We start from the raw sequence: 24,283 nt of genomic DNA on the forward strand, positions 1-24,283 counted from the left end.
GTGCAGCGGGGTCCGGCGCTGCGTTCAGTAACGGCTGGCCAGCCCCGGTACGACCGCAGTCGCAAGGAAGTACAGGGTGCTGAGCAGCACCAGCGTCGTCGGCGTCTGCTGCGACCAGGTGTCGACGAGCATGGTGCCGACAAAGAGGCCGTACGCGACAGTGAACGCGGCCAGCGCCCGCCCGGCGCCCACGATCCTGCGCCCCGCCGACCAGCCCACGACCTTCAGCAGCGGCGAGAGCGCCCCGGTGACCGTCGGCACCGGCGCGGGCATCCGGCGCCGCAGCAGCGCCAGCAGCGCGGCCGCCACCCCGACGACGAGCAGCCGCAGCCCCGCGCTGCCGGTCAGTCCCTCGGTTCCGGCGGCCATGAAGCCGAGCACCAGCGCGAGCACCACCTCGCCGGCGGTCCTCCTCCGCGACCACAGTTGGGGTGCCGTCAGCCACGTCCAGCCGGCCCGTATCGTCGATGACGCGTTCGCGCCCGCACCCTAAGCAGCCCGCCCCGCCGCCCACGGGCCACTGTCGTCTCGCCCCGGAGCGACGAACGTCGCACAGTCGCACATCCCACACTCCGGCAGCGCGCCCCGAGGGCACCCCCGGCGGGATGACGGCAACACAGAAGCCCCGTAGGTCGATGACCTACGGGGCTTCCGATCTGTGCGCGAGGGGGGAGTTGAACCCCCACGCCCTTTCGGGCACTGGAACCTGAATCCAGCGCGTCTGCCTATTCCGCCACCCGCGCATTGGGTGTTGTCACCTTGGGTCCCACCCGTGCGGTGCGACCCCCTGGCGACATCCAGAAGATTAGCACGGTGCACAGGGTGCATTCACACTCGATTGTTTCGGCAGAGTGGACGAAGGAACAGGGAACGGAGGGCGGCCGCCCCCCACTCCTCCTGGGTGCACCCTGGGTGCGGGACACTGTCAGGAGGCCGCCTCTACGATCCGTGTGAGAGGTGACACTCATCGACGGGGCAGACAAGGGGAACCAGCCGATTTCCCGACGCGTGGATACGATCAGTAAGCAGTACCAGGACGGCAACGACGGAGGAGGTGCCTCATGGGAGTCCTGAAGAAGTTCGAGCAGCGACTCGAAGGTCTGGTCAACGGCACCTTCGCCAAGGTGTTCAAGTCCGAGGTCCAGCCCGTCGAGATCGCGGGCGCGCTCCAACGCGAGTGCGACAACAACGCGACGATCTGGAACCGCGAGCGGACAGTCGTCCCCAACGACTTCATCGTGGAGCTCAGCGCGCCCGACTTCGAGCGCCTGAGCCCGTACTCCGGCCAGCTCGGCGACGAGCTCTCCGGCCTGGTCCGCGACTACGCCAAGCAGCAGCGCTACACCTTCATGGGGCCCATCAAGGTTCACTTGGAGAAGGCGGAAGACCTCGACACCGGTCTGTACCGGGTACGCAGCCGCACCCTCGCGTCGAGTACGTCACAGTCGCCCGAGCGGGCCGCAGCCGGCCCCGGGCCGGCCGCAGCCCCGCAAGGCGGCGCCCGCGGTGGCTACGGCTACCCGCCCGCCGGTGCACCTCCCATGCCGGCCGCGCCGCCTCCGGGCGCCGGCCGACCCGGGCCCGCGCCCGTCGCGGACCGCCGCCCGGCACCCGGCCCAGGCCCGATGCCGAGTACTCAAGTACGACGCTGGATCGAGATCAACGGCACCCGCCATCAGATCTCCCGCCCGACGCTGGTGCTGGGTCGCAGCACCGACGCCGACGTGCGGATCGACGACCCCGGTGTATCGCGCCGGCACTGTGAGATCCGGACCGGAACGCCCTCGACGATCCAGGATCTCGGGTCTACCAACGGCATCGTGGTAGACGGGCAGCACACAACCCGCGCTACGCTCCGCGACGGCTCGCGGATCGTCGTGGGCAACACCACCATCGTTTACCGGCAAGCCGAAGGGTGAAGCGGGGGCAATGTCAGAGCTGACCCTGACGGTCATGCGGCTAGGTTTCCTGGCCGTTCTGTGGCTGTTCGTGATCGTGGCCGTCCAGGTCATCCGCAGTGACCTGTTCGGTACGCGCGTCACGCAGCGCGGCTCACGCCGCAACGCCGACGCACGTCCCCAGCAGACGCGCCAGACCGCCGCGCCGCCGCAGCAGCGCCAGCAGGCGGGCGGCGGCCGCCAGCGTCGTGGGGCGCCCACCAAACTGGTTGTGTCCGAAGGCACCCTCACGGGCACCACGGTGGCCCTGCAGGGCCAGACCATCACGCTGGGCCGGGCGCACGACTCCACGATCGTGCTGGACGACGACTACGCGTCCAGCAGGCATGCCAGGATCTACCCGGACCGTGACGGCCAGTGGATCGTCGAGGATCTCGGGTCCACCAATGGCACATATCTCGACCGGACCCGACTCACCACCCCGACACCGATTCCGCTGGGCGCGCCGATCCGCATCGGCAAGACCGTCATCGAGCTGCGGAAGTAGTACGACAATGAGCGAGCGGAGCGAGCGAGCCGCAGCGGTCCCGACAGCGGACCGGGACGGGCTCCCGACCGGAGGGTGGGCAGTGTGGCTCGAGACCGGCTGTACCCCGAGCCGACGGGCGAGGTGCGCATGAGTCTGTCTCTGCGCTTCGCCGCCGGGTCACACAAGGGCATGATCCGGGAGGGCAACGAGGACTCCGGCTACGCCGGCCCCCGCCTTCTGGCCATCGCCGACGGCATGGGCGGCCAGGCCGCCGGCGAGGTCGCCTCCTCGGAGGTCATCTCCACGCTCGTCACGCTCGACGACGACGTGCCCGGCTCGGACATCCTCACCTCGCTCGGTACGGCCGTGCAGCGCGCCAACGACCAGCTGCGGCTGATGGTCGAGGAGGACCCCCAGCTCGAAGGCATGGGCACCACGCTCACCGCCCTGCTCTGGACCGGCCAGCGCCTCGGCCTCGTCCATGTCGGCGACTCGCGCGCCTATCTGCTCCGCGACGGCGTGCTGACGCAGATCACCCAGGACCACACATGGGTGCAGCGCCTCGTCGACGAGGGCCGGATCACCGAGGAAGAAGCCACCACCCACCCGCAGCGCTCCCTGCTGATGCGCGCGCTGGGCAGCAGCGACCATGTCGAACCCGACCTCTCCATCCGCGAGGTCCGCGCCGGCGACCGCTATCTGATCTGCTCCGACGGACTGTCCGGCGTCGTCTCCCACCAGACGATGGAGGAGACCCTCGCCAGCTACCAGGGCCCGCAGGAGACGGTCCAGGACCTGATCCAGCTTGCGCTGCGCGGCGGCGGCCCCGACAACATCACCTGCATCGTCGCCGACGTCCTCGACACCGACTCCAACGACACCCTGGCCGGGCAGCTCAACGACACTCCGGTCGTCGTCGGCGCGGTCGCCGAGAACCAACTCCAGCTGAACGACGGCGGCGCCATGCAGACCCCGGCGGGGCGCGCGGCCGGTCTCGGCCGCCCCGTGCCCCCGCAGCCGAACGGCAGCTTCGGCCCGCCCGGCAGCGGCGACGGCATGGGATACGGCGGTATGCCGCCCGAGGGCAGCCTCGGGGCGTACACCGACGAGGACTTCGTCAAGCCGCGCGGCAGCCGTAAATGGCTGAAGAGATCCTTCTACATCGTGCTCGCCCTGGGGGTTGTCGGCGGCGGTCTGTACAGCGGCTACCGCTGGACCCAGACCCAGTACTACGTCGGCTCACAGAATGAGAACGTCGCCCTCTACCAGGGCATCAGCCAGGACCTGGCCTGGGTCTCGCTCTCGAAGGTCGAGAAGGACCATCCCGAGATCGAACTCAAGTACCTCCCGCCCTACCAGCGCAAGCAGGTAGAGGCGACGATCACCGCCGACAGCCTCGGCAAGGCACGCACGAAGATCAACGAGCTCGCCGTCCAGGCAGGCGCCTGCAAGAAGGACGAGCAGCGCCGTGCAGCGGCCGACCGCGCGAGCACCCCGCCGCCCGAGGGCACCACCACCGGCCAGCCGACCACCCAGAACGCCAAGACCAAGCCGACCGCAGCTACTCCCTCTCCGGGTCCCACCCTCTCGGAGGAGGAGCAGAAGCTGGCCTCGAACTGCGGAAAGCAGTAACGGCCGTAAGGGGCCTTCTCCACCATGAGCGTTGTCACCAACACCACCACGATCGGCGCGATCGAAGCACCGAGCCGCCGCAACACCGAGCTGGCGCTGCTCGCCTTCGCCGTCGTCATCCCGGTGTTCGCGTATCTCAACGTCGGCCTCGCTCTGAACGGCGAAGTGCCTGCCGGACTGCTCGGATACGGTCTCGGCCTCGGCCTGCTCGCCGGCGTTGCCCACCTCGTGGTGCGCAAGTTCGCCAGATACGCGGACCCGCTGATGCTGCCGCTGGCCACCCTGCTCAACGGCCTCGGTCTGGTGATGATCTGGCGCCTCGACCAGTCGCCCCGGCTGATCCGGCGGGCCGAGACGTACTTCGGGGCCTTCAGCCCCGACGCCCCCAAGCAACTGCTGTACTCGGCGATCGGCATCGGGCTCTTCGTCGGCGTACTGATCCTGCTCAAGGACCACCGGATCCTGCAGCGCTACACCTACATCTCGATGGCGGTGTCGCTGGTCCTGCTGATCCTGCCGGTGTTCTTCCCCGCGGTGAACGGCGCGAAGATCTGGATCAGCCTCGGCCCCTTCACCATCCAGCCCGGTGAGTTCGCAAAGATCATCATCGCGATCTTCTTCTCCGGCTATCTGATGGTGAAGAGAGACGCCCTGGCGCTCGCCAGCCGCCGGTTCATGGGCCTGTATCTGCCGCGCGGCCGTGACCTCGGACCCATTCTCGTGGTCTGGGTGATGTCGATCCTGATCCTGGTCTTCGAGACCGACCTCGGTACCTCGCTGCTGTTCTTCGGCCTGTTCGTGATCATGCTGTACGTCGCCACCGAGCGCACCAGCTGGATCGTCTTCGGCCTGCTGATGTCCGCGGTCGGTGCGGTCGGCGTCGCCTCCTTCGAGCCGCACGTCCAGCAGCGCGTCGAGTTCTGGCTCAACCCCTTCGCCGAGAAGACCTGGCAGCAGAGCGAGCAGATCGGCCAGGCCCTGATGTCGTTCGGCTCGGGCGGCACGCTCGGCACCGGCCTCGGCCAGGGTGACTCCGACCTCATCGGCTTCGCCGCCAACTCCGACTTCATCCTCTCCACCTTCGGCGAGGAACTCGGTCTCGCCGGGATGATGGCGTTCCTGCTGATCTACGGCCTGATCGTGGAGCGCGGCGTACGCACCGCCCTCGCCGCCCGCGACCCCTTCGGCAAGCTCCTCGCGATCGGCCTCTCCGGCGCCCTCGCCATCCAGGTCTTCGTGGTCGCCGGCGGTGTGATGGGTCTCATCCCGCTGACCGGTATGACCATGCCGTTCGTCGCGTACGGCGGCTCGTCCGTGATCGCCAACTGGGCCCTGGTCGGCATCCTGATCCGCATCAGCGACACCGCCCGCCGTCCCGCTCCCGCGCCCGCTCCGTCCCCCGACGCCGAGATGACCCAGGTGGTCCGACCGTGAACAAGCCCCTGCGCCGGATCGCGATCTTCTGCGGGCTCCTCGTGCTGGCCCTGCTGGTGCGTACGAACTGGCTCCAGTACGTAGCGGCCGAGGAACTCAACACGCACTCGAAGAACCGCCGTGTCCTGATCGAGCGGTACGCCGGCGAGCGCGGGAACATCATCGTCGACGGCAAGCCGATCACCGGCTCCGTGGAAACGAACGACACGGACTTCAAGTACAAGCGCACCTACGTCGACGGCCCCATGTGGGCGCCGGTCACGGGTTACGCATCGCAGGCCTTCGACGCCAACCAGATCGAGAAGCTCGAGGACGGCATCCTCACCGGTAACTCCGATCAGCTCTTCTTCGACCGCACGATGGCGATGTTCACCGGCGACAAGAAGAAGGGCGGCAACGTCGTCACCACCCTCAACGGCGCCGCGCAGAAGGCCGCCTTCGAGCGCCTCGGCTCCAAGAAGGGCGCGGTCGCAGCGATCGACCCGCAGACCGGCAAGATCCTGGCCCTGGCCTCCACCCCCTCGTACGACCCCTCGACCTTCGCCGGCTACTCCGGCAAGGACGAGACGGCGTGGCTGGCGCTGGAGCGGGACAACGACAAGCCCAAGCTGAACCGCGCGCTGCGCGAGGTCTACCCGCCCGGCTCCACCTTCAAGGTGCTCACTGCCGCCGCGGCCCTGGAGCACGGCGCCGTCGGCGACATCAACGCGCCGACGGACACCCCGGAGCCGTACATCCTGCCCAACACCCGCACTCCGATGGTCAACCACGCCAACGGCTGCAAGAACGCCAGCCTGAACCAGGCGCTCGAGGTCTCCTGCAACTCCGTCTTCGCCAACCTCGGTGACAAGGTCGGCCGGGACAAGATGCTGGAGACGGCCCAGAAGTTCGGCTTCAACAACCCCGAGATCGACACCCCGGTGCGGGCCGCCGCCTCCGTCTACGACAAGACGATGGACCGCCCCGGCAATGCCCTGTCGTCCATCGGCCAGTTCAACACCGCCGCCACCCCGCTCCAGATGGCCATGGTCACCGCGGCGATCGCCAATGACGGCAAGCTGATGAAGCCGTACATGATCGACCAGCTGGAAGCGCCCAACCTGGACATCATCAAGAAGAACGAGCCACAGGAGATGAGCCGCCCGCTCTCCCAGAAGAACGCGCAGCTCCTCCAGGAGATGATGGAGAACGTCGTCGAGCAGGGCACCGGCGGCAACGCCAAGATCGACGGCGTCCAGGTCGGCGGCAAGACCGGTACCGCCCAGCACGGCGAGAACAACAGCAAGAACCCCTACGCCTGGTTCATCTCGTACGCGAAGAACGCTGACGGCGGATCCCCGGTCGCCGTCGCCGTCGTCGTCGAGGACAGCGAGGCCAAGCGCGACGACATCAGCGGTGGCGGTCTCGCCGCCCCCATCGCCAAGGCCGTGATGCAGGCGGTACTGGACAGCAATGGGTGACGCGAATCACGTCTGGCGCTCATACCTGCACATTGCGATACCGGTCGGGTATCAGGTGACGGTCACGGGCGGACCAGGTGCGGCGTGCCCGGTAGCGTATGCGCGAACAGCACACCGCCGGACCACACACGGGTGCGGTCGGGACTGACGGAGAGGGCTGGAACAGTTATGGAAGAGCCGCGTCGCCTCGGCGGCCGGTACGAACTGGGCTCGGTGCTCGGCCGTGGTGGCATGGCAGAGGTCTACCTCGCCCACGACACCCGGCTCGGCCGCACCGTCGCCGTGAAGACGCTGCGGGCCGACCTCGCCCGCGACCCGTCCTTCCAGGCCCGGTTCCGCCGTGAGGCCCAGTCTGCCGCTTCGCTCAACCACCCGGCGATCGTCGCGGTCTACGACACGGGCGAGGACTATGTCGACGGGGTCTCGATCCCGTACATCGTCATGGAGTACGTCGACGGGTCCACGCTCAGAGAGCTGCTGCACTCCGGGCGCAAGCTGCTGCCCGAGCGCACGCTGGAGATGACCATCGGCATCCTCCAGGCGCTCGAGTACTCGCACCGCAACGGCATCGTCCACCGCGACATCAAGCCGGCGAACGTCATGCTGACGCGCACCGGCCAGGTCAAGGTGATGGACTTCGGCATCGCCCGTGCAATGGGCGACTCCGGCATGACGATGACGCAGACCGCGGCCGTCATCGGCACTGCCCAGTACCTCTCCCCGGAGCAGGCCAAGGGCGAGCAGGTCGACGCGCGATCCGACCTGTACTCCACGGGCTGTCTGCTCTACGAGCTCCTCACCGTGCGTCCGCCCTTCGTGGGCGACTCCCCGGTGGCGGTGGCTTATCAGCATGTACGGGAGGAGCCGCAGCCGCCGAGCAACTTCGACCCCGAGATCACGCCCGAGATGGACGCCATCGTCCTGCGGGCCCTGGTCAAGGACCCCGACTACCGCTACCAGTCGGCCGACGAGATGCGCGCGGACATCGAGGCCTGCCTCGACGGCCAGCCGGTCGCGGCGACAGCGGCGATGGGCGCGGTCGGCTACGGCGGGTACGCCCCGAACGACCAGCCGACCACGGCGCTGCGCCAGGCCGACCCGGGCGGCCAGACGTCGATGCTCCCGCCGATGAACCCGGACGACGGGGGCTACGGCGGCTACGACGACCGCCCGGACCGCCGCCGCCAGAAGAAGTCGAGCACCTCGACGATCCTGCTGGTGCTCGCGGGCATCCTCGTGCTGGTCGGCGCGGTGCTGATCGGCAGGGCGGTCTTCAGCGGCAACGGCGGCGGCAACGGCAATGTGCCAGTGCCGCAGCTGGTGGGCAAGCTGTTCGCGGAGGCCCAGACGGCCGCGACCAACGCGGGCGTCAAGGTCGCCCAGACCGGGACGGCGCGCTGCGAGCAGCCCAAGGGCAGCATCTGCACCCAGACGCCGGCCAACGGCAAAATGCAGCAGGGCGAGACGATCAATGTGGTCGTCTCGGATGGCCCGCCCAAGGTCGAGGTCCCCGACGTCAGGGAGAAGTCCCTGGCGAGCGCCAAGGAGCAGCTGACCGGCCAGGAATTCAAGGTCGAGGTCAAGGAAACCGAGTCCGACCAGGAACCCGGCACAGTACTCGATCAGAACCCCAAGGGCGGTACACAGGCAGAGAAGGGGGCAACGGTCACCCTCACCGTGGCCAAGCAGACCAAGATCAACGTGCCTCCGGTCGTGGGCGCACAGTTCGACGCCGCCAAGGCCCAGCTCGAAGGCCTCGAGTTCACGGTCGCGCGGGTCGACGCGGACTCCAACCAGCCTGCCGGCCAGGTCATCGCGCAGAGCCCGGAGGGCAACTCGAACGCGGCCAAGGGCACGCAGGTCACGCTGACGGTCTCCAAGGGCCCGCAGACGCCGCAGACGCAGGTGCCAAACCTGGCGGGGCAGCCCCTCGGCCAGGCCAAGCAGCTCCTCGCCCAGGCGGGCCTGCAGCTCGGCAATGTCGACGGCTCCACCGACGACAACGCCATCGTCATCGCCCAGGACCCGCAGCCCAACCAGCCCGCCAACCCGCAGCAGCCGGTCAATGTGAAGACCGTCGGCGGGAACGGCGGCGGAAACGGCGGCGGAAACGGCGGCGGATTCATCGGCGGCTCCGACAGCTAGCCGACCGGCAACGCTCCGTACAGCCAGAAGCCCCGGCACCCACCCAAGGGTGCTGGGGCTTTCGCTACGCCCGGGCGACGTCACCCCCCCAGGTCATGGTCCGGAACCCGCCCGCAGGCGCGCACCTCAGTGAGGGCGGCGCACAGCCGTCAGCGCGGAGTAGTAGTCAGCTCTCCACCCGTCCGACGCGTACCCCGTCACTGGCTATCTTCAGCCGCCGGGCCGTCCTCAACGTCGCCATGCTGCTCCGCGACAGCGAAGTCGCACGTCAGGTGCGTACGTACCTCCTCGACATGGAGTACATCGCCCGCACCGCCCCTGTGGAAAACTCCATCCACAGCCCCGCCGGCTCCCTCGACGACCGCATCGACCGGCGCATCACCCATATCCTCGGCACAGCCGTCGTCCCCATGTTCAACGCCCTCATTGAGACCTCGGGCGAACACCGAACGGAACTGATCGCCCTACGCCAGGACGTCCAGAGCGTCGAACGCAGACTCTGCCTCCATCACACGCGGCTGCGTAGGCTCGAGGGCCCACGGGAAGACCGGCCACTCGCCGGAGTCATGGCCGCCATCGACGCCATGAACGGCTACGAGTTCGAAGAGCACATCGCCGAGCTGCTGCGCCGCGACGGCTGCACCGACGTCGTCGTACGCGGCGGTCACGGTGACCGAGGCGTGGATATCACCGGGCGCACGGCCGACGGGCGCCCACTTGTCGTCCAGTGCAAGAGGTTCGCACCCCACAACTCCGTGACGAGCCCCGACATCCAGAAGTTCCTCGGTGCCGCCAAGGTGCTGCACAAGGCAGACGTCGCGCTCTACGTGGCGATCTGCCCGTTCACCCGGGACGCTCTCAATGTCTCAGCCGAGGGCGGCATCACCCCCGTACACCGCGGGCTGCTGGAGGCCTGGAGCGCGGGCGCGGCGCTGGACGTACTTCGATAGCCGACGCCTGACGGAGAAAGAGCCCGAAGTCGCAAAGGCTAGTTGCGGCTTCGGGCTCGGCTCATCGTACGGCTAGCGCAGCTCCTCCGGCAGCGTACGGTCATGGTCGACCCTCTCCGTGCGCGTCAGCTCGCCCCACACGATGTAGCGGTAGTCCGACGTGTACAGGGGCGTGCAGGTCGTCAGCGTGATGTAGCGGCCCGGCTTCGTCTTCCCCGACTCCTTCGGCACCGGCTGCAGCACATCCACGTTGTACTTCGAGGTCTCCGGGAGCCGCTTGTAGACCTTGTAGATGTACCAGGTGTCCTTCGTCTCGAAGACGATCGGGTCGCCGTCCTTCAGCTTGTGGATGTTGTGGAACTTCGCTCCATGGCCGTCGCGGTGCGCGGCGAGCGTGAAGTTCCCCTTGTCGTCCCAGGGGAGCGCCGACTTGATCGGGTCGGTGTAGTAGCCGGCGACACCGTTGTTCAGGGCCTGGACGTCGGTGCCCTTCTTCACCAGCACCTCGCCGTTGTTCATGGCGGGTACGTGAAGGAACCCGATGCCGTCCTTGGTGTCGAGGGCGCCAGGGCCGCGGTTCACCCAGCCGTCGCGCATCTCGTTGCCCTGTTTGGAGGCCTCACGGTCGGCGAGAACGTTCGTCCACCACAGTGAGTAGACGACGAAGAGCCCCAGCACCACGCCCGCAGTGATCAGCAGTTCGCCGAAGACACTGATGACGCCGGCGATCCGGCCACGAGCACGTGCCACTGCACCTTTTCCCGTCTTGAAGTCTCACAGCGCTTCAGCGTCTCAGCCGACGAGCGCGTCCGGTTTTCCCTTGCTGCGCGGCCGTTCCTCGACCATTTTGCCCCACACGATCATTCGGTACGTACTCGTGAATTCCGGCGTACACGTCGTCAGCGTGATGTACCTGCCCGGCTCCGTGAACCCGGAACCCGGCGGCACCGGGCCGATCACGCCCACGTTCGACGGCGCGGTCTGGGGAAGGATGCTCGTCATCTTGTACGTGTAGTACGCGTCCTGCGTCTCAACAACAATCGGGTCCCCCGGCTTGAGACGGTTGATGTACCGGAACGGTTCGCCGTGGGTGTTGCGATGGCCCGCGACCGCGAAGTTGCCCGATTTGTCCGATGGCATCGCGGTCTTCAGCTTCCCCTCGGCGTAGTGCCCGACCATGCCACGGTCGAGGACCTTGGGTTTGCTGATGCCCTCGGCGATCGGGACGACGACATCCAGCTTGGGAATGTGCATTATGGCGAAGCCCTGCCCGGGCTCGAACGCACCGGGCTTGCGGCCGTTCGCCCAGTCGTTCTGGATCTTGTTCGTCTCCTGGTTGGCCTGCTGGCCTGCGCGGATGTTCGTCCACCAGAGCTGGTACGTGACGAACAGCAGCATCAGCACGCCGAAGCTGATGAAGAGTTCACCGATGGCACGGCTGGCGATGACGGCGGGGCTGTCCTTCGCCGCACGCGCAGCACGGCGGGCCTCGACGCGCGAGAGGGGCCTGCCGGACTCGGACGTCGTCGAGGCGGCGGGCTCAGGGCGCTTACGGCCCCGGGCCTTGGCCGCACGGCGCCGCTCCGCCCGGCCGGGACCCGCGGGGGTCTCCACCGCGCCGCGGGTGTCCGCCGTACGCAGAGCGACGGTCTCCTCGTCCGGTACCGGAATCGGGTCGGACACCGGCGCCGCCTCGGCTGTCCGCTGCGGCATCGACACAGGCTCCGGCTCCGGCCGCGCTACGGGTACTGGCCCCGGTTCCTGTACCTGTACCGCTTCCGGCTGGGCATGCCAGTCCCGCTGACAGCCCGCGGTGTCGTCTGCGGGGTACCGGCTGTAGCCAGACCACTCCTGCGGGGGCGGCAGCGGCGACTGCTCCTCCTCCGGAACGCTCGTCGCCCGGAACCACGGCGAGCCGCCCTCCCCCGGCGGCAAAGGGTCCGTCAGCGGGTCGTACTCATACCCGTCCTCAGGGCGCGGACCACTCACGCCACGACCTTGCCCACCACCGGCGCGAGCCCCGCAGAACGCCCGACCGCCCCGGTGTCGCCGCACTGCTCCAGCCAGTTGGCGAGCATCAGATGCCCGTGCTCGGTCAGGACCGACTCGGGGTGGAACTGCACGCCCTCGACGGCCAGTTCACGGTGGCGCAGCCCCATGATGATGCCGTCCGCCGTGCGTGCCGTGACCTCGAGCTCGTCCGGCAGCTCCGCCGGCTCCGCGGCCAGCGAGTGGTAGCGGGTCGCGGTGAAGGGCGAAGGCAGCCCGGCGAAGACACCCTTGCTCTCGTGCGTGACCAGCGAGGTCTTGCCGTGCAGCAGTTCGGGGGCGCGGCCCACCACACCGCCGTACGCCACCGCCATGGACTGCATGCCCAGGCAGACGCCGAAGACCGGAACACCGGTGTCCGCGCAGTGCCGCACCATCTCGACGCACACACCGGCCTGCTCGGGCGTGCCGGGCCCGGGGGAGAGCAGCACCCCGTCGAAGCCGTCCTGTGCGTGCTCGAGGGCGACCTCGTCATTGCGCACGACCTCGCACTCGGCGCCGAGTTGGTACAGGTACTGGACGAGGTTGAAGACAAAGCTGTCGTAGTTGTCGACCACGAGGATGCGCGCGCTCATCGGGCCGCCCCCGTTCCGTCGACCGTCACATCGTTGAACGGAAGCAGCGGCTCCGCCCACGGGAAGACGTACTGGAACAGCACGTAGACGACCGCGAGGGCCAGCACGAGCGAGATGAACGCCCGCACCCATACGTTGCCCGGCAGATGCCGCCAGATCCAGCCGTACATGCTGTCCCTTTCCGTTCGGTACCGCACCAGACTAAAGGGCGGCAGGGGCACATGGGTCAGCTGCGCAAAGCTTCCGGTTTGCCGTCGGTCACAGGCTGGGTGGCGTCCAGATGCGCCCAGGCGATCAGCCGGTGGCTGCTGCCCCACTCCGGGTCGCAGGTGGTGAGCGTCAGATAGCGCCCCGTCCCGTCGAAGCCGGACTTTCGCGGGACGGGGTCGACGACGCCGACGTCGCTCGGCACGGTCCGGTAGGGCACCTTCTCGATGCGGTACGTGAACCAGGTCGTCCCGTCCGTCAGCACCACCGCGTCCCCGGCGCGCAGCTTCGGGAAGTCCTTGAAGGGATCGCCGTACGTGCGCCGGTGGCCGGCGACCGAGAAATTGCCGCTCTCGCCGAGCGCGGCGGTGGAGGCGTAGTGCCCCAGGCCCTTCTTGAGGGTGCCCGTCCTGGTGCCATCCAGGACCGGCCAGTCCCAACTCCCGCCGAAGCGGGGGATGTACATGACGGCGAAGGGCTTGCCGTCCTCGTGCGCCTTCGGAGTCGGCGACACCGTCTGTTTCGGGCTCGGGGGCCGCGAGAGGGCTCTGCGACCACTCGTTCTGGAGCCGCTCGATCTGGCCGTCCGTGGCGCTTTCGGCCTTGACACCAGTCCAGAACACCACATAAGCCACAAAAGGATGATCAAGGTGCCGATGGTGGTGCACAGTTCGCTGAAGGTCCTGACGACCAGGCGCACCGACACCGACTCTCCCAAGCGCTACCCAACGGGCTTCGCGTAGTGGAGATCCACTGTGCCCGAGTAGGCGGGGAGAGTCACCGCCTCACGCTCGTCGACCTTCCAGCCGAGGCCGTACGCGTCCACATACAACTGGTAGTTCTGGATCGCCGGGGAGGCGGCGATCGCCTTCTTGAGCGCGCCCTGGTCACCGACAGCGGTGATCTTGTACGGCGGGGAGTAGACACGGCCCTGCAGGATCAGCGTATTGCCCACGCACCGCACCGCGCTGGTGGAGATCAGCCGCTGGTCCATGACCTGGATGCCCTTGGCGCCGCCCTTCCACAGGGCATTGACGACGGCCTGCAGGTCCTGCTGGTGGATGACAAGGTCGTTGGCCTGCGGCTCGGGGTAGCCGGGGGCGGCCTGAGCGTTCGGCGGGGCGTCGTTGAGGGTGACCGTGAGGGCGGTCCCGCTCAGCTTCTTGGTGCCGGCTGCCCTCTCCAGGGCGCCGAGCTTCTCGTCCTCGGCCCTGGTGGAGCCGTCGTCACGCTGAGCGAGTGCGTCGACATCCCCGCGCAGCGCCGCGGTGGACCGGCTGAGGTCGCCGTTCTTCGCGCTGCGCTGCTGGATCAGGTCGGAGAGCTTCAGCAACGAGGCGTCCGTACGGATGTTGGTGCCCTTGGCGGTGTTGAAGCTGGTAACGAAGATCAGACCGGCGAGGGCGAAGACGGCAGCCGTCAGCAGCCGGACAGTCCCGGCCGTCAACCGGCCACCACCCCTCATCGAGCCTCGCCCACCTTCCTGTCGTTCGAAGCGGTTGACCGGCCCTTGGGGGGAGTCGGCAGAATTGCTCAACGTACCCTTATCTCCTCAGGCGCCGCGGAAGCACTACGCTAACGGACGCCCGGGGGAGGCAGTGGTCCCCCTCGCTCCACCCCCCGGCGCCAGCCACAGTTCCCTGCGCGGTAACGCAGCGCATCGACAGGAGAGTCCCTCGTGCCGAAGTCACGTATCCGCAAGAAGGCCGACTTCACGCCCCCGCCGGCATCGAAGCAGGCGACAAGCATCAAGCTGACCAGCCGTAACTGGGTAGCACCCGTGATGCTCGCGCTGTTCCTGATCGGTCTTGCCTGGATTGTCCTCTTCTATGTGACCGAGGGCGACCTGCCGATCAAGAGCTTCGGCAACTGGAACATCGTTGCCGGCTTCGGCTTCATCGCCGTCGGCTTCGGCGTCTCCACCCAGTGGAAGTAGCTTTTCCGCAGTCCCGCTGTCAAGCCCTGCCCTGAGGTTATCCACAGCGTTGTCCACAGGTGGGGAAAGGTCGGACGATCTGTGGATAACTCTCGGAGCATTGACGCCGGTGTGACTGCATCGGCCATCTTGGTGAAGCGACCCGCCCCTTGTCTCTACTGGGAAAACCCAGCTCAGCGACAAGGGGCACGCTTGTTCCACACAGCATGCACAAGATCCGGCACACGCTGTGGACAACTCTGGGGAAAGGTCTCGCTCAGGTGAGCGAGGCGCTTCTCGCCAGCACGGTTACGACGGTCACCAGGAAGACGAGTGCACAGGTCCCGACCTGCACCAGAGTGCGATGCTCGCGTGGCGCGTAGACGAGGCCGACGGTGACCAGACCGCCGGCCACCAGGCCCCCGATGTGCCCCTGCCATGAGATGTTCTGCCAGGTGAAGGTGAAGAGCAGGCTCAGCGCGAGCAGGGCGACGACCGGCCGCATGTCGAGGTTCAATCGCCGGACGAGCACGGCGAACGCGCCCATCAGGCCGTAGATCGCGCCCGAGGCGCCCAGCGAGGGCTGGTTGGGGGCAGCGAGAAGATAGGCGAGAGCACTGCCGCCGAGGCCCGAGAGCAGATAGACGGCGAGATAGCGGGTGCGGCCGAGGGCCGGTTCGACGAGTCTGCCCAGGAACCACAGGGACAGCAGGTTGAACAGGATGTGCGGCACCTGTTGGTGCAGGAACGCCGCGGTGATCAGCCGGTACCACTCGTCGTCCGCCACTCCGACGATTTCGCCGCCGAGCTGTGGACTGCGGGCGAGTCCGATCAGCTCCATCTCGGCGACGAACCGGTCACCGAGCGCGAGCACCACGCCGTACACCGCAATGTTGATTGCGATGAGGATCTTGGTGACCAGGAAGGGGTCGGCCTCGACGGTGCCGCCTGCGACCGTCCGCGGCTGGTTGGCGGTCGGGGAGTATCCCGTACCGGATCCGGTGCGGACGCACTCCGGGCACTGGAATCCGACCGAGGCACTGACCATGCAGTCCGGGCAGATCGGCCGCTCGCAGCGGGTGCAGCTTATGCCCGTCTCGCGGCCGGGATGCCGGTAACAGCTCGGCAGGCCGTGCGTGCCCCGCGGCTCCTGCGGACTGCCTGGCGCCTGGTCCATGAGGTCCCCACAATCTCTCTGGCTCAACACACCGCCCCGCCCATCCATACGGACGGGCGGGGCGAAAAGGTTCCCTGGGGAATCACACATGGATCACATCGTGGGATCACAAGGGATAACACCCGGGGATCCGGGAATCAGCCCTCGCGGGTCTCGACGACGACCGACTCGATCACGACGTCGTTGACCGGGCGGTCGGTGCGCGGGTTGGTCTGGGTGACCGCGATGGCGTCCACGACCTTCTTCCCGGCCTCGCTCGTGACCTCACCGAAGATGGTGTGCTTGCGGGTCAGCCAGGCGGTGGGCGACACGGTGATGAAGAACTGCGAGCCGTTGGTGCCCGGGCCGGCGTTGGCCATGGCCAGCAGGTACGGCTTGTCGAAGGCGAGGTCCGGGTGGAACTCGTCCCCGAACTCGTACCCCGGGCCGCCGGTGCCGTTGCCCAGCGGGTCACCGCCCTGGATCATGAAGCCGCTGATCACGCGGTGGAAGACCGTGCCGTCGTACAGCTTGTCCGTGGACTTCTTGCCGGTCGCCGGGTGGGTCCACTCACGCTCACCCTTGGCGAGCTCGACGAAGTTCTTGACCGTCTTGGGCGCGTGATTCGGCAGAAGCCGGATCTCGATGTCGCCTTGGTTGGTCTTCAGGGTGGCGTAAAGCTGCTCGGCCACGATCTGCCTTCCGTAAGTCTTCTCTGACGTCTCCCGATCCTCGCACGGAAGAGCCGCCTACACAGAAAGGGCGCCGAGTCGTCGCACGACCGGCGCATTGCAGGGCGAACCGTGGCATCGTCGTCCGCAAAGCTCCCCACATGACCCGGATGCCCGCCCCACATGCCGAGGCGGCTGTCAGCAGGCATGATTTTCAAACGGGTGGAAAGGCGAAACTGTGCCCAACTGGGGATGAACCCCAGTACCCCAGAACGCCACCGAGGAGGAGGATCCCGTGACCCGCATGGACAGCGTGCGCGCCGCGACCGGTACGGCGAAGGAGAGCGTGCAGCACGCCGCGGAAGTGGTGGCGCCCTACGCCGGCACGGCCAAGCACCAAACCGCGTATTACGCACACGAGGCTCGCGTACGGCTCGCGCCCAAAGTCTCGAAGGCCGCGAATCAGGCCCGTTCTCAGTACGACGCGCGAGTAGCGCCGCATGTGCCGCCCAAGGTCGACAAAGCCGCACACCGAGCTGCGGTGCGGGCACGTAAGGCCGCCCGTCAGGCGGCGGATTACACCGTTCCGCGTGTCGAGCACGCGGTGGCCGTCGCTCAGCCCGTGGGGGAAGAGGCTGCGGCTCGCTCCGCTGCCGTGCTGGCCGCTCTGCGCGGACAGGTGACGGCCAAGGAGATTCAGAAGCTGGTGAGGAAGCACGAACGGCGGGCCAGGGCCGGACGTCTCGCCAAGGGTCTCGCGATCATCGGCGTGCTGGCCGGCGGAGCTTTCGCCGCATGGAAGTGGTGGGACAACCAGGCCAACCCCGATTGGCTGGTGGAACCGCCCGCTGCCACGGAGGTCTCCGACCGCGCACCGCTGACGTCCGTCGACGGCAGTGGACAGGGAGATCTCGATCCTGAGGTGCAGGCGAAGCAGGCCGAGGCGGAGGCTAGGGACCGCGACGACCGTCGCTGATCGCATACCGCCCCTGTGGCCGGTGGCGCCGGGACGAGTGTGAGCTCCCGGCGCCTCATGCGGCGGCCAGCGCCCGATCCGTGCCGGGGGCGGAGGCGGCGACGCTCAGCCCGCTGTCGGCGTCGATCACGGGCCGGTGCCTGGTGGCGGGTGAGGAGCCATGGGCCTCGGCGCGGATGCGCTGCTTGATGGTGGGTGGCAGTGATCTGTCGCGCGCGATGGGGCTCCATCGTGTACTGGGGGCCGGCACCATCGCCGGGACACCCTGCGGACGCGCCTGCTTCGGCAGGTCCAGCCCGCCAGGCGTCCGCACGGCCGGCTGCTGAGCGGCGTTGGCAGCGGTGGTCAGCCCCACCGAGGCAAGCAGCGCAAAGAGCGCGGTGATGAACGCGGTCCACAGATTCTTGACCTTGAAGGCGGCCATGACCCCTCGCTTTCGGGTTGAGCGATCTACATACCTTCCTCATGATGTGTACGCATCTTGGGAAGTGGGGGATCTACGCCGCCGCCGTGCAGTTCTTCGGATGAACACCACCCGGACGGTCCAGTGGCGGCCCCAATGACGGCCCAACCGCACCGAACCCGGCCGCGATGACCACCGGGACGAAGGCCGTCATGGGTGCTGGGTCAGCACCAGCATCAGACCGCCGTTGGCGAAGGTCAGCAGCACGGGTGCTCGGGTGGGAGAGGCCGTCCTTCGCCGACTCGATGATCGTCCAGACGCTTGCGGCCTACCGCCGAACAGGCCGTGCGGGACCATCCACGGCCGTGGGAGGGGCAGGCGCACAGCGGGACAAGGATCCGCAGAAGATCCGCGAGGACAACTTCGCCTACGGGATCCAGCGAGCCCTCGACGGCCTGGAGGCCCGGCTCGGCCGTACGGGCAGCTGGGCGCGCGACGAAGGGTACGCCCCCTCGCATGGCTTCATGTGTCTTCGGGGGCAAGCGTCACAGGACCCCCTCCGACCGCGTTTCCGCAGGTCAAAGGGGGTACTGAAACGTGGAGCCTAGGGGAGTCGAACCCCTGACATCTGCCATGCAAAGACAGCGCTCTACCAACTGAGCTAAGGCCCCGGAAAGGTGGATACGACCGAGCAGAAACGTGCCTCGGCCACCGCCGCAGACCAGAGTACCGGGTGACCCCCGTGATCCTGCAAAAGGATTGGGGCTCCCGGCCGGCGACCACGCTCCGTAGGATGCTCGGCGAGGTTCGCAGCAGCGAAGCCCGCTTGGGGAAGCGATGGGGAGACGCGATGGACGCCGCACAGCAGGAAACGACCGCAAGAGCCAGAGAGTTGCAGCGCAGCTGGTACGGAGAGCCACTGGGGGCGCTCTTCCGTCGGCTCATCGATGATCTGGGTCTGAACCAGGCCCGCCTCGCGGCGGTGCTCGGGCTGTCGGCGCCGATGCTCTCCCAGCTGATGAGCGGCCAGCGAGCCAAGATCGGCAACCCTGCGGTGGTCCAACGGGTGCAGGCGCTGCAGGAGTTGTCGAGTCAGGTCGCCGACGGCAGCGTCAGCGCGGTCGAGGCCACCGACCGGATGGAAGAGATCAAGAAGTCGCAGGGTGGCTCCGTTCTGACCGGCACCAGCCAGAGCACGAGCAGCTCTGGCGCGCCGACGGTGCGCCGCGTCGTACGCGAGATCCAGTCGCTGTTGCGCTCCGTCTCGGCGGCGGGCGACATCATCGATGCGGCGGACTCGCTCGCCCCGAGCCACCCCGAGCTGGCAGAGTTCCTCCGGGTGTACGGCGCCGGGCGCACGGCAGACGCCGTCGCCCACTACGAGTCGCACCAGAGCTGATCGAGGCAGGACGCCTCACAAGGGAACGGGGAGCGGGCGCAGCGCAATGGGTGAGGTCTTCGCTGGTCGGTACGAACTGATCGACCCGATCGGACGCGGCGGTGTCGGTGCGGTCTGGCGCGCCTGGGACCACCGGCGCCGTCGCTATGTGGCGGCCAAGGTGCTGCAGCAGAGCGATGCGCACACCCTGCTGCGCTTCGTCCGCGAGCAGGCCTTGCGGATCGATCATCCCCATGTCCTCGCCCCGGCCAGCTGGGCCGCGGACGACGACAAGGTGCTGTTCACCATGGATCTGGTGAGTGGCGGGTCGCTGGCGCATGTGATCGGCGATTACGGCCCGCTGCCGCCCCGTTTTGTGTGCACCCTGCTCGATCAGCTGCTGTCCGGCCTGGCCGCGGTGCACGCGGAGGGGGTCGTACACCGCGACATCAAGCCGGCGAACATCCTGCTGGAGGCTACCGGGACCGGACGGCCGCATCTGCGGCTGTCCGACTTCGGGATCTCTATGCGCAAGGGTGAGCCGCGGCTGACCGAGACCAACTATGTGGTGGGCACGCCCGGTTATTTCGCGCCCGAGCAGATGATGGGCGCGGAGCCGGACTTCACGGCCGATCTCTTCGCGGTCGGCCTGGTCGCGCTCTATCTGCTCCAGGGTCAGAAGCCCGACTCCCGGGCGCTGGTCGAGTACTTCGCCGGCCATGGCACTCCCGGCGCCCCCCAGGGCATCCCGGAACCGCTGTGGCAGGTGCTGGCCGGTCTCCTGCAGCCCGACCCGCAGGCCCGGTTCCGTACTGCCACGGGCGCGCGCAAGGCGCTCACGGCGTCCGTCGAGATGCTGCCGGAGGCCGGGGCCGGCGACGAGCCGGTCGAGGTCTTCGACCAGATCGGGCCGCTCCCCGCGGGATTCGGCCCCACCGGTCCCGTAACAGACCCCCAGGCAGGCCATCAGGGAGGTCAGGGAGCCCAGGCTCCCGTGCAGCAGCCACTCCCCCCGTCGGAGACCGGCAGTTTCCATCTGGCCCCGCCGCCGCAGCAGCCGCCCGTACAGCAGCACAACACACAACTGCCGTACGCGGCACAGCCGCCCACTCCTCCCCCCATGCCTGCGGCCGCGGAGCCAACGCCGACCCCCACACCCACACCCGTACCGGCGCACAGCGCCTCCCCCCTTTACGCCCCAGCGCCCGAGCAGCCCGCGCACTCGCAGAACGCTCCGACCGCACCGGTGCAGTACCAACAAGCTCTTACTCGTGCTTACACCGCCCAGAGCCCGCAGGTTCCGCTCCCGCACGCACCGATTCCGACGGCGGCCACAAAGCGACCGGGACCGCCCCCGAAGGTTGCGGTCCCGGTGCTGCTCGTTGCTCTGCTCTGTTTCGCGGTGGGCATCTGGGCGCTGACCCAGTCCTGAACTACCAGGCGGGCGGCGGCCCGTACTGCCCCGGCCCCGACGCCTGCCCGGGCACCTGTCCCCGATCGGCAGGACCCGGCACCGGAGCCACCCCCGGCCCCGCCACCGCGGTCGCCGTCCGCCGCCGCGACAGCAGCGTCCACACCCCGAGCCCGAGCACCAGCACGGTCCCGGCGCCGATCCCCGCGGCGGCGACCAGCTGCATTGTGTCGCTCTTCGCCGCCTGTGGCGCGCTCTTCCCGCTGTCCGCGGCCTCCTGGTCGTCCTTGGTGACCTCGAAGTCCCCTGCGGGCCCCGCGTACGCCGGAGCGCCGTTCGCCTCGCCCTCGACGTTCACCCGCAGAGTCAGCGGGATCGCCGCCTCGCCGAACTCCTCGCCGACTTCCGGGTTGAGCGTGACCGAGAGGTAGTACCAGCCGGCGAACCGCATGGCGCTGGTCGAGCTGTTGGAGTCGTAGCGGTTCTCGTACGCCACCGGCGGCAGCGGATCCATCGCCAGCGACTTCTGCTTGCCGTCGTAGTACACGCTCGACGCGTCCTGCACGATCCCGCGGGCCGGGTTGTGCAGAGCCAGCACGAGGGCGTTGCCGACGCCCTGCGCGCTGTCGTCCACCGCGCTGGTGCCGAGGTCGGCGCTGGCGAAGATCTGCTGTCCCCAGTCGACCGGCACCCGGTAGAAGAGCGTCTGGCCGGGCGTGATCTCGTCCCGCCACTCGCCCTGCGTGAGGCCGGTGGCGTCGGTGAAGCTCGTGCCGCCGTGCCGCTTCTCCGGGCCGCCGCCGGGCACGGCGGGCGACGCGGACGGCCAGTTCTCGCGCGGTGCCGTCGGGCCGGCGGACTTCAGCCCCGGTTCCGAAGCGAAACGGATCTCCACATCCCATGGCTCGGGCGTCGACGTGCCCTCACCGGACCGCTCCAGAAGCACGTAGTACGCGCCCGCCTCCTGGCAGCTGCTGCTGTCCTTGTCGATCGTCCGGTCCGCGTACGCGGCGACCGGCCTGGCGTACGTGGCGGAGCCGAACTGGGCGTCGTCGTCACCGCACTTGGTCCCCGAACGGTCCTCGATGGTCACCGTCAGCTTGTCCGCGTACCCAACCTTGGTGGCCAGCTTGGGGACGGCCACCGCCGAGACGTACGCATTGGTCTTGGCGTCCAGGTCGACACGGTAGTAGCGCTTCTCGCCGGGCTTGATCGTGTCCTTGTAGGTCGATCCGGCCGTCAGGGGCGGGCCGTCGGTGTTGACCGCCGAGCCCCGCACCACCTTGGCCTCGCTGTCGAAGGCGTACGGATTGGGCTCGCCGACCGCCCACGCCTGCCCGGGAAGCGCCGTCACCGCGCACATCGCCGCCATGCCGGCCAGCGCCACCCGGCCCCTGCCGCGCTGCCTCTTCACGCGCTTCTCCTTGGTGTGGTCGTGTTCGTGGCGGTGCCCGTCGCCGACTTGCGCCGTACCAGTACGAGCACCAGCCCCGCGATCAGGACGACCGCCCCGCCTGCCGCTGCGGCGATCGCGGTGCCGGTCCATCCTGCCCCGCCGGTCGCTTCACTGTCTGCGCGGATAGCCGAATCACCCTTCTTGTCAGCCTTGTTCGCGAGGGCGGGCGCGTTGTGCTGCGGCCCGGCCAGCTCGTCGCCCATCACCGCCACTCGCAGCACCACACCGATCTGCGGGTTCTCAGCGATCTCGGCGGCCTTCGCGCCCAGGGTGACGGCAATGCAGAAATCGAGTGTCGCCCCTTGGCCGCAGTGCCCCCACGGCCTGCTTCATGCCCGCACGGTCGAGCGGTTCAACGGGCCGGACCAGCCGGGTGTCTGTACAGCCCTTGGGCTGATCGGCGCCGTAAACCCGCAGGCCGGTGGGAAAGCCATCGGGGGGGCGTCGACGACCGTCCCGACGGCCGCGCGGGCGGAGACCATCCGGGTCTGCCCGCTGCCGTCGTCGTCCATGGAGCCGGAGGGGTCGAGCACCATCACCAGGCCGCTCTTGCCGTCCGGCGCTTCAGCCTGCCGCGCTTGCCCCGGCCGACTCGCCTCCCCTGCCTGCCCGTCCGCCCCGCTTGCCCGCCACCGTCGTACGGCGACCCAGTCGTGCCTTCACCCGTGTTCCCCTCCCGAGACCTCGATGTTTGCTCTTGCAAGTTAATGATTTGCTTGGGTGAACTCAAGAGCAAGATTGTCACGGTCACGCAACGGCAGAGGAGGTTGTGGGCAGCGGGCAGGCTGCGGGCAGCAGGAAGCCCCGGCCGCTTCGGCGACCGGGGCTTCGTACCAAGACTGCTGCGTCTCACACACCCGAACCTGCGGGCACGGAGTCGGTCGCCTCCGTCCACAGATCCTGCTCGGCGCGATCCGCCTGGATCTGGCGGTACACGAGGAGCCCGCCGATGGCGGCCAGTGCGACCAGGAGAAGCTTCTTCACCGCGCGACCTCGTCTTTCCTTGACGTATGAGGACTTCTGGCGCCCGACTATACACACCGACCGATACCGATCGGTGACCTGCGTACGGCGTGCGAGGGACCCGCGAACGCCCCAACTCAACCCCCGGACAAAGCGATCGGCCCGGATGGAGAAGCTCCGTCCGGGCCGAATCACAACTGTGGGGCTAACAGGATTTGAACCTGTGGCCTCATCCTTATCAGGTCGGTCACACACCCCTGCCACACCAGGGGATGCGGCCGGTTCACCGGCCTCGGTGATCTTTGGTGATCGGCCGTAACCGCCGGTGTTTGCTGCTGTTGGTGTCAGGCGCTGATGTCAGGAGAAGCACCGGGCTTGACACGCAGCCGCAGGAACGGCCCGGGGTTCGCTGGTCAGTCGCTGAGCGCCCTTCGACGGCCCCGACACTCCGACTCGAGGGTTACCAGGTTTCGACGCCGCCGCCGACCCATTCAATGACGGTGGTGTCGTCGAGCCGGATCAGCTCGCTGTTGGCGTAGCCAGCTTTGTCCAGGAAGTGTCGCAGGTCGCGTGGGCTGTGGGCGATGCCTACTCGTTCCCCTTTGATCCGTACGGGGCGCCCGCCGGTCGGGAGCAGCGGTTCGACGATGACGGGGGGCGGTTTCCTCATGACGATCAGTCTGCCCCGTCGCCGACCGCAGCGGCACCCTGGGCGACACCAACGACCGGGCCGGAAAACTGGCCGCAGCCACCGCACGTATCGCAGCACTGCGACGCGAGGTCGGTGTAGCGGCTTTGGGCGGGAGCTGCCATGGGGCGAGTGATCATGGCCCCTTACGCTGGCCGCGATTCGGGCAGTCTCCTGACCTGCCCGCAATAGCCCGAATCGGGGCCATGATCTTAGAGGCTCGCCCTATGGTGGCTGCCTAAAGCCGTGGAGCCGACCGCCCCAGCCACGTGCCGGCTGTTTTCGCCTCAGCCAAGATGGCTCGCTCTAGCCGCGCGACCGGCGTAGCCGGGGACGGAGCGGGGCGGAGACAGGAGCGTCGTCCCCGGCGGTGAGCCGGGGAGCGCG

Annotated in this window: 25 protein-coding genes, 2 tRNA genes and 1 pseudogene; 11 read left to right on the forward strand and 17 right to left on the reverse strand. The window is 68.1% G+C overall.

What is annotated here, in order from left to right; translation table 11 throughout:
• Positions 1–24 precede the first annotated feature (24 nt).
• Positions 25–396 carry a hypothetical protein gene (locus ACWDO5_RS03975; protein WP_450528143.1) on the reverse strand — a complete coding sequence of 124 codons (372 nt, stop codon included), beginning with the start codon at positions 394–396 and terminating at the stop codon, positions 25–27.
• Between the two features lie 263 nt (positions 397–659).
• Positions 660–743: transfer RNA gene (locus ACWDO5_RS03980), tRNA-Leu, on the reverse strand.
• Positions 744–1,061: 318 nt separating this feature from the next.
• Between ACWDO5_RS03980 and ACWDO5_RS03985 the strand changes: the two genes are divergently transcribed.
• The 7 genes from ACWDO5_RS03985 (at position 1,062) to ACWDO5_RS04015 (ending at position 10,048) form a co-directional block, all read left to right on the forward strand.
• Positions 1,062–1,919, forward strand: coding sequence for an FhaA domain-containing protein (locus tag ACWDO5_RS03985; RefSeq protein ID WP_450528145.1), 858 nt, complete (start codon positions 1,062–1,064; stop codon positions 1,917–1,919).
• A 10-nt stretch (positions 1,920–1,929) separates the two neighbouring features.
• On the forward strand, positions 1,930–2,445 hold the full coding sequence (locus ACWDO5_RS03990; protein ID WP_307662304.1) for an FHA domain-containing protein FhaB/FipA: 516 nt from the start codon (positions 1,930–1,932) through the stop codon (positions 2,443–2,445).
• 129 nt (positions 2,446–2,574) lie between these two features.
• On the forward strand, positions 2,575–4,059 hold the full coding sequence (locus ACWDO5_RS03995) for a Stp1/IreP family PP2C-type Ser/Thr phosphatase (protein WP_450528147.1): 1,485 nt from the start codon (positions 2,575–2,577) through the stop codon (positions 4,057–4,059).
• Positions 4,060–4,083: 24 nt separating this feature from the next.
• Positions 4,084–5,493 carry an FtsW/RodA/SpoVE family cell cycle protein gene (locus ACWDO5_RS04000; RefSeq protein ID WP_450528149.1) on the forward strand — a complete coding sequence of 470 codons (1,410 nt, stop codon included), beginning with the start codon at positions 4,084–4,086 and terminating at the stop codon, positions 5,491–5,493.
• Positions 5,490–6,953, forward strand: coding sequence for a peptidoglycan D,D-transpeptidase FtsI family protein (locus tag ACWDO5_RS04005; protein WP_450528151.1), 1,464 nt, complete (start codon positions 5,490–5,492; stop codon positions 6,951–6,953). The genes ACWDO5_RS04000 and ACWDO5_RS04005 overlap by 4 nt, the downstream gene beginning before the upstream one ends.
• A gap of 168 nt (positions 6,954–7,121) precedes the next feature.
• A complete protein-coding gene (gene pknB / locus ACWDO5_RS04010) occupies positions 7,122–9,098 on the forward strand; it encodes a Stk1 family PASTA domain-containing Ser/Thr kinase (RefSeq protein ID WP_450528152.1) in 1,977 nt (658 codons plus the stop codon).
• 95 nt (positions 9,099–9,193) lie between these two features.
• On the forward strand, positions 9,194–10,048 hold the full coding sequence (locus ACWDO5_RS04015) for a restriction endonuclease (RefSeq protein WP_450528154.1): 855 nt from the start codon (positions 9,194–9,196) through the stop codon (positions 10,046–10,048).
• A 72-nt stretch (positions 10,049–10,120) separates the two neighbouring features.
• On the opposite strand, the gene ACWDO5_RS04020 is transcribed toward ACWDO5_RS04015, so the two are convergent.
• The 6 genes from ACWDO5_RS04020 to ACWDO5_RS04045 are packed head-to-tail and all read right to left on the reverse strand — an operon-like array spanning position 10,121 to position 14,416.
• Complete coding sequence (locus ACWDO5_RS04020) at positions 10,121–10,798, reverse strand: class E sortase (protein WP_450528156.1); 678 nt, start codon at positions 10,796–10,798, stop codon at positions 10,121–10,123.
• Positions 10,799–10,840: 42 nt separating this feature from the next.
• Positions 10,841–12,037 (reverse strand): class E sortase, encoded by a 1,197-nt coding sequence (locus ACWDO5_RS04025; RefSeq protein WP_450528157.1) that lies wholly within the window; start codon positions 12,035–12,037, stop codon positions 10,841–10,843.
• Positions 12,034–12,672 (reverse strand): aminodeoxychorismate/anthranilate synthase component II, encoded by a 639-nt coding sequence (locus tag ACWDO5_RS04030; protein WP_450528158.1) that lies wholly within the window; start codon positions 12,670–12,672, stop codon positions 12,034–12,036. The genes ACWDO5_RS04025 and ACWDO5_RS04030 overlap by 4 nt, the downstream gene beginning before the upstream one ends.
• Positions 12,669–12,842, reverse strand: coding sequence for a hypothetical protein (locus ACWDO5_RS04035; protein ID WP_450528159.1), 174 nt, complete (start codon positions 12,840–12,842; stop codon positions 12,669–12,671). The genes ACWDO5_RS04030 and ACWDO5_RS04035 overlap by 4 nt, the downstream gene beginning before the upstream one ends.
• Positions 12,843–12,898: 56 nt before the next feature.
• A complete protein-coding gene (locus ACWDO5_RS04040; RefSeq protein ID WP_450528160.1) occupies positions 12,899–13,585 on the reverse strand; it encodes a class E sortase in 687 nt (228 codons plus the stop codon).
• Between the two features lie 15 nt (positions 13,586–13,600).
• On the reverse strand, positions 13,601–14,416 hold the full coding sequence (locus ACWDO5_RS04045) for a DUF881 domain-containing protein (RefSeq protein WP_450528161.1): 816 nt from the start codon (positions 14,414–14,416) through the stop codon (positions 13,601–13,603).
• 141 nt (positions 14,417–14,557) lie between these two features.
• On the opposite strand from ACWDO5_RS04045, the gene crgA reads away from it, so the two are divergent.
• On the forward strand, positions 14,558–14,815 hold the full coding sequence (gene crgA, locus ACWDO5_RS04050) for a cell division protein CrgA (RefSeq protein ID WP_450528163.1): 258 nt from the start codon (positions 14,558–14,560) through the stop codon (positions 14,813–14,815).
• Positions 14,816–15,071: 256 nt separating this feature from the next.
• Here crgA and ACWDO5_RS04055 read toward each other — a convergent pair whose 3' ends face one another.
• Entirely contained in the window at positions 15,072–15,971 is a 900-nt protein-coding gene (locus ACWDO5_RS04055) for a rhomboid family intramembrane serine protease (protein ID WP_450528164.1), read from the reverse strand.
• A gap of 137 nt (positions 15,972–16,108) precedes the next feature.
• Positions 16,109–16,642 (reverse strand): peptidylprolyl isomerase, encoded by a 534-nt coding sequence (locus ACWDO5_RS04060; RefSeq protein ID WP_450528165.1) that lies wholly within the window; start codon positions 16,640–16,642, stop codon positions 16,109–16,111.
• Between the two features lie 274 nt (positions 16,643–16,916).
• Here ACWDO5_RS04060 and ACWDO5_RS04065 point away from each other — a divergent pair, with 274 nt between their 5' ends.
• Positions 16,917–17,597: a DUF5324 family protein gene (locus ACWDO5_RS04065; RefSeq protein WP_450528166.1), complete on the forward strand. Its 681-nt coding sequence runs from the start codon at positions 16,917–16,919 to the stop codon at positions 17,595–17,597.
• A gap of 55 nt (positions 17,598–17,652) precedes the next feature.
• Here the strand turns inward: ACWDO5_RS04065 and ACWDO5_RS04070 are convergent, their stop codons facing one another.
• Together ACWDO5_RS04070 and ACWDO5_RS04075 are read right to left on the reverse strand one after the other, a co-directional pair.
• On the reverse strand, positions 17,653–18,021 hold the full coding sequence (locus tag ACWDO5_RS04070; RefSeq protein ID WP_450528168.1) for a DUF6344 domain-containing protein: 369 nt from the start codon (positions 18,019–18,021) through the stop codon (positions 17,653–17,655).
• A 577-nt stretch (positions 18,022–18,598) separates the two neighbouring features.
• A tRNA-Ala gene (locus ACWDO5_RS04075) sits at positions 18,599–18,671 on the reverse strand.
• A 179-nt stretch (positions 18,672–18,850) separates the two neighbouring features.
• Here ACWDO5_RS04075 and ACWDO5_RS04080 point away from each other — a divergent pair.
• Both ACWDO5_RS04080 and ACWDO5_RS04085 read left to right on the forward strand, forming a co-directional pair.
• Complete coding sequence (locus tag ACWDO5_RS04080) at positions 18,851–19,399, forward strand: helix-turn-helix domain-containing protein (RefSeq protein ID WP_356223380.1); 549 nt, start codon at positions 18,851–18,853, stop codon at positions 19,397–19,399.
• A 46-nt stretch (positions 19,400–19,445) separates the two neighbouring features.
• The gene (locus ACWDO5_RS04085) at positions 19,446–20,810 is read left to right on the forward strand and encodes a serine/threonine-protein kinase (RefSeq protein ID WP_450528170.1); all 1,365 of its coding nucleotides are present in this window, start codon (positions 19,446–19,448) and stop codon (positions 20,808–20,810) included.
• A gap of 1 nt (position 20,811) precedes the next feature.
• Here the strand turns inward: ACWDO5_RS04085 and ACWDO5_RS04090 are convergent, their stop codons facing one another.
• From ACWDO5_RS04090 to ACWDO5_RS04110, 5 genes and pseudogenes are all read right to left on the reverse strand, one after another.
• Complete coding sequence (locus ACWDO5_RS04090; RefSeq protein WP_450528172.1) at positions 20,812–22,203, reverse strand: hypothetical protein; 1,392 nt, start codon at positions 22,201–22,203, stop codon at positions 20,812–20,814.
• Positions 22,200–22,469, reverse strand: a complete 270-nt coding sequence (locus ACWDO5_RS04095) for a hypothetical protein (protein WP_450528173.1) — start codon at positions 22,467–22,469, stop codon at positions 22,200–22,202. The genes ACWDO5_RS04090 and ACWDO5_RS04095 overlap by 4 nt, the downstream gene beginning before the upstream one ends.
• Positions 22,470–22,536: 67 nt before the next feature.
• Positions 22,537–22,908 (reverse strand): annotated as a pseudogene (locus ACWDO5_RS04100) (hypothetical protein); the annotation flags it as partial.
• 186 nt (positions 22,909–23,094) lie between these two features.
• Positions 23,095–23,229: a DLW-39 family protein gene (locus ACWDO5_RS04105; protein WP_003958712.1), complete on the reverse strand. Its 135-nt coding sequence runs from the start codon at positions 23,227–23,229 to the stop codon at positions 23,095–23,097.
• 439 nt (positions 23,230–23,668) lie between these two features.
• Entirely contained in the window at positions 23,669–23,878 is a 210-nt protein-coding gene (locus ACWDO5_RS04110; protein ID WP_450528174.1) for a hypothetical protein, read from the reverse strand.
• Positions 23,879–24,283: the final 405 nt, after the last annotated feature.

The sequence above is a fragment of the Streptomyces sp. NPDC000880 genome (genome assembly GCF_053599675.1).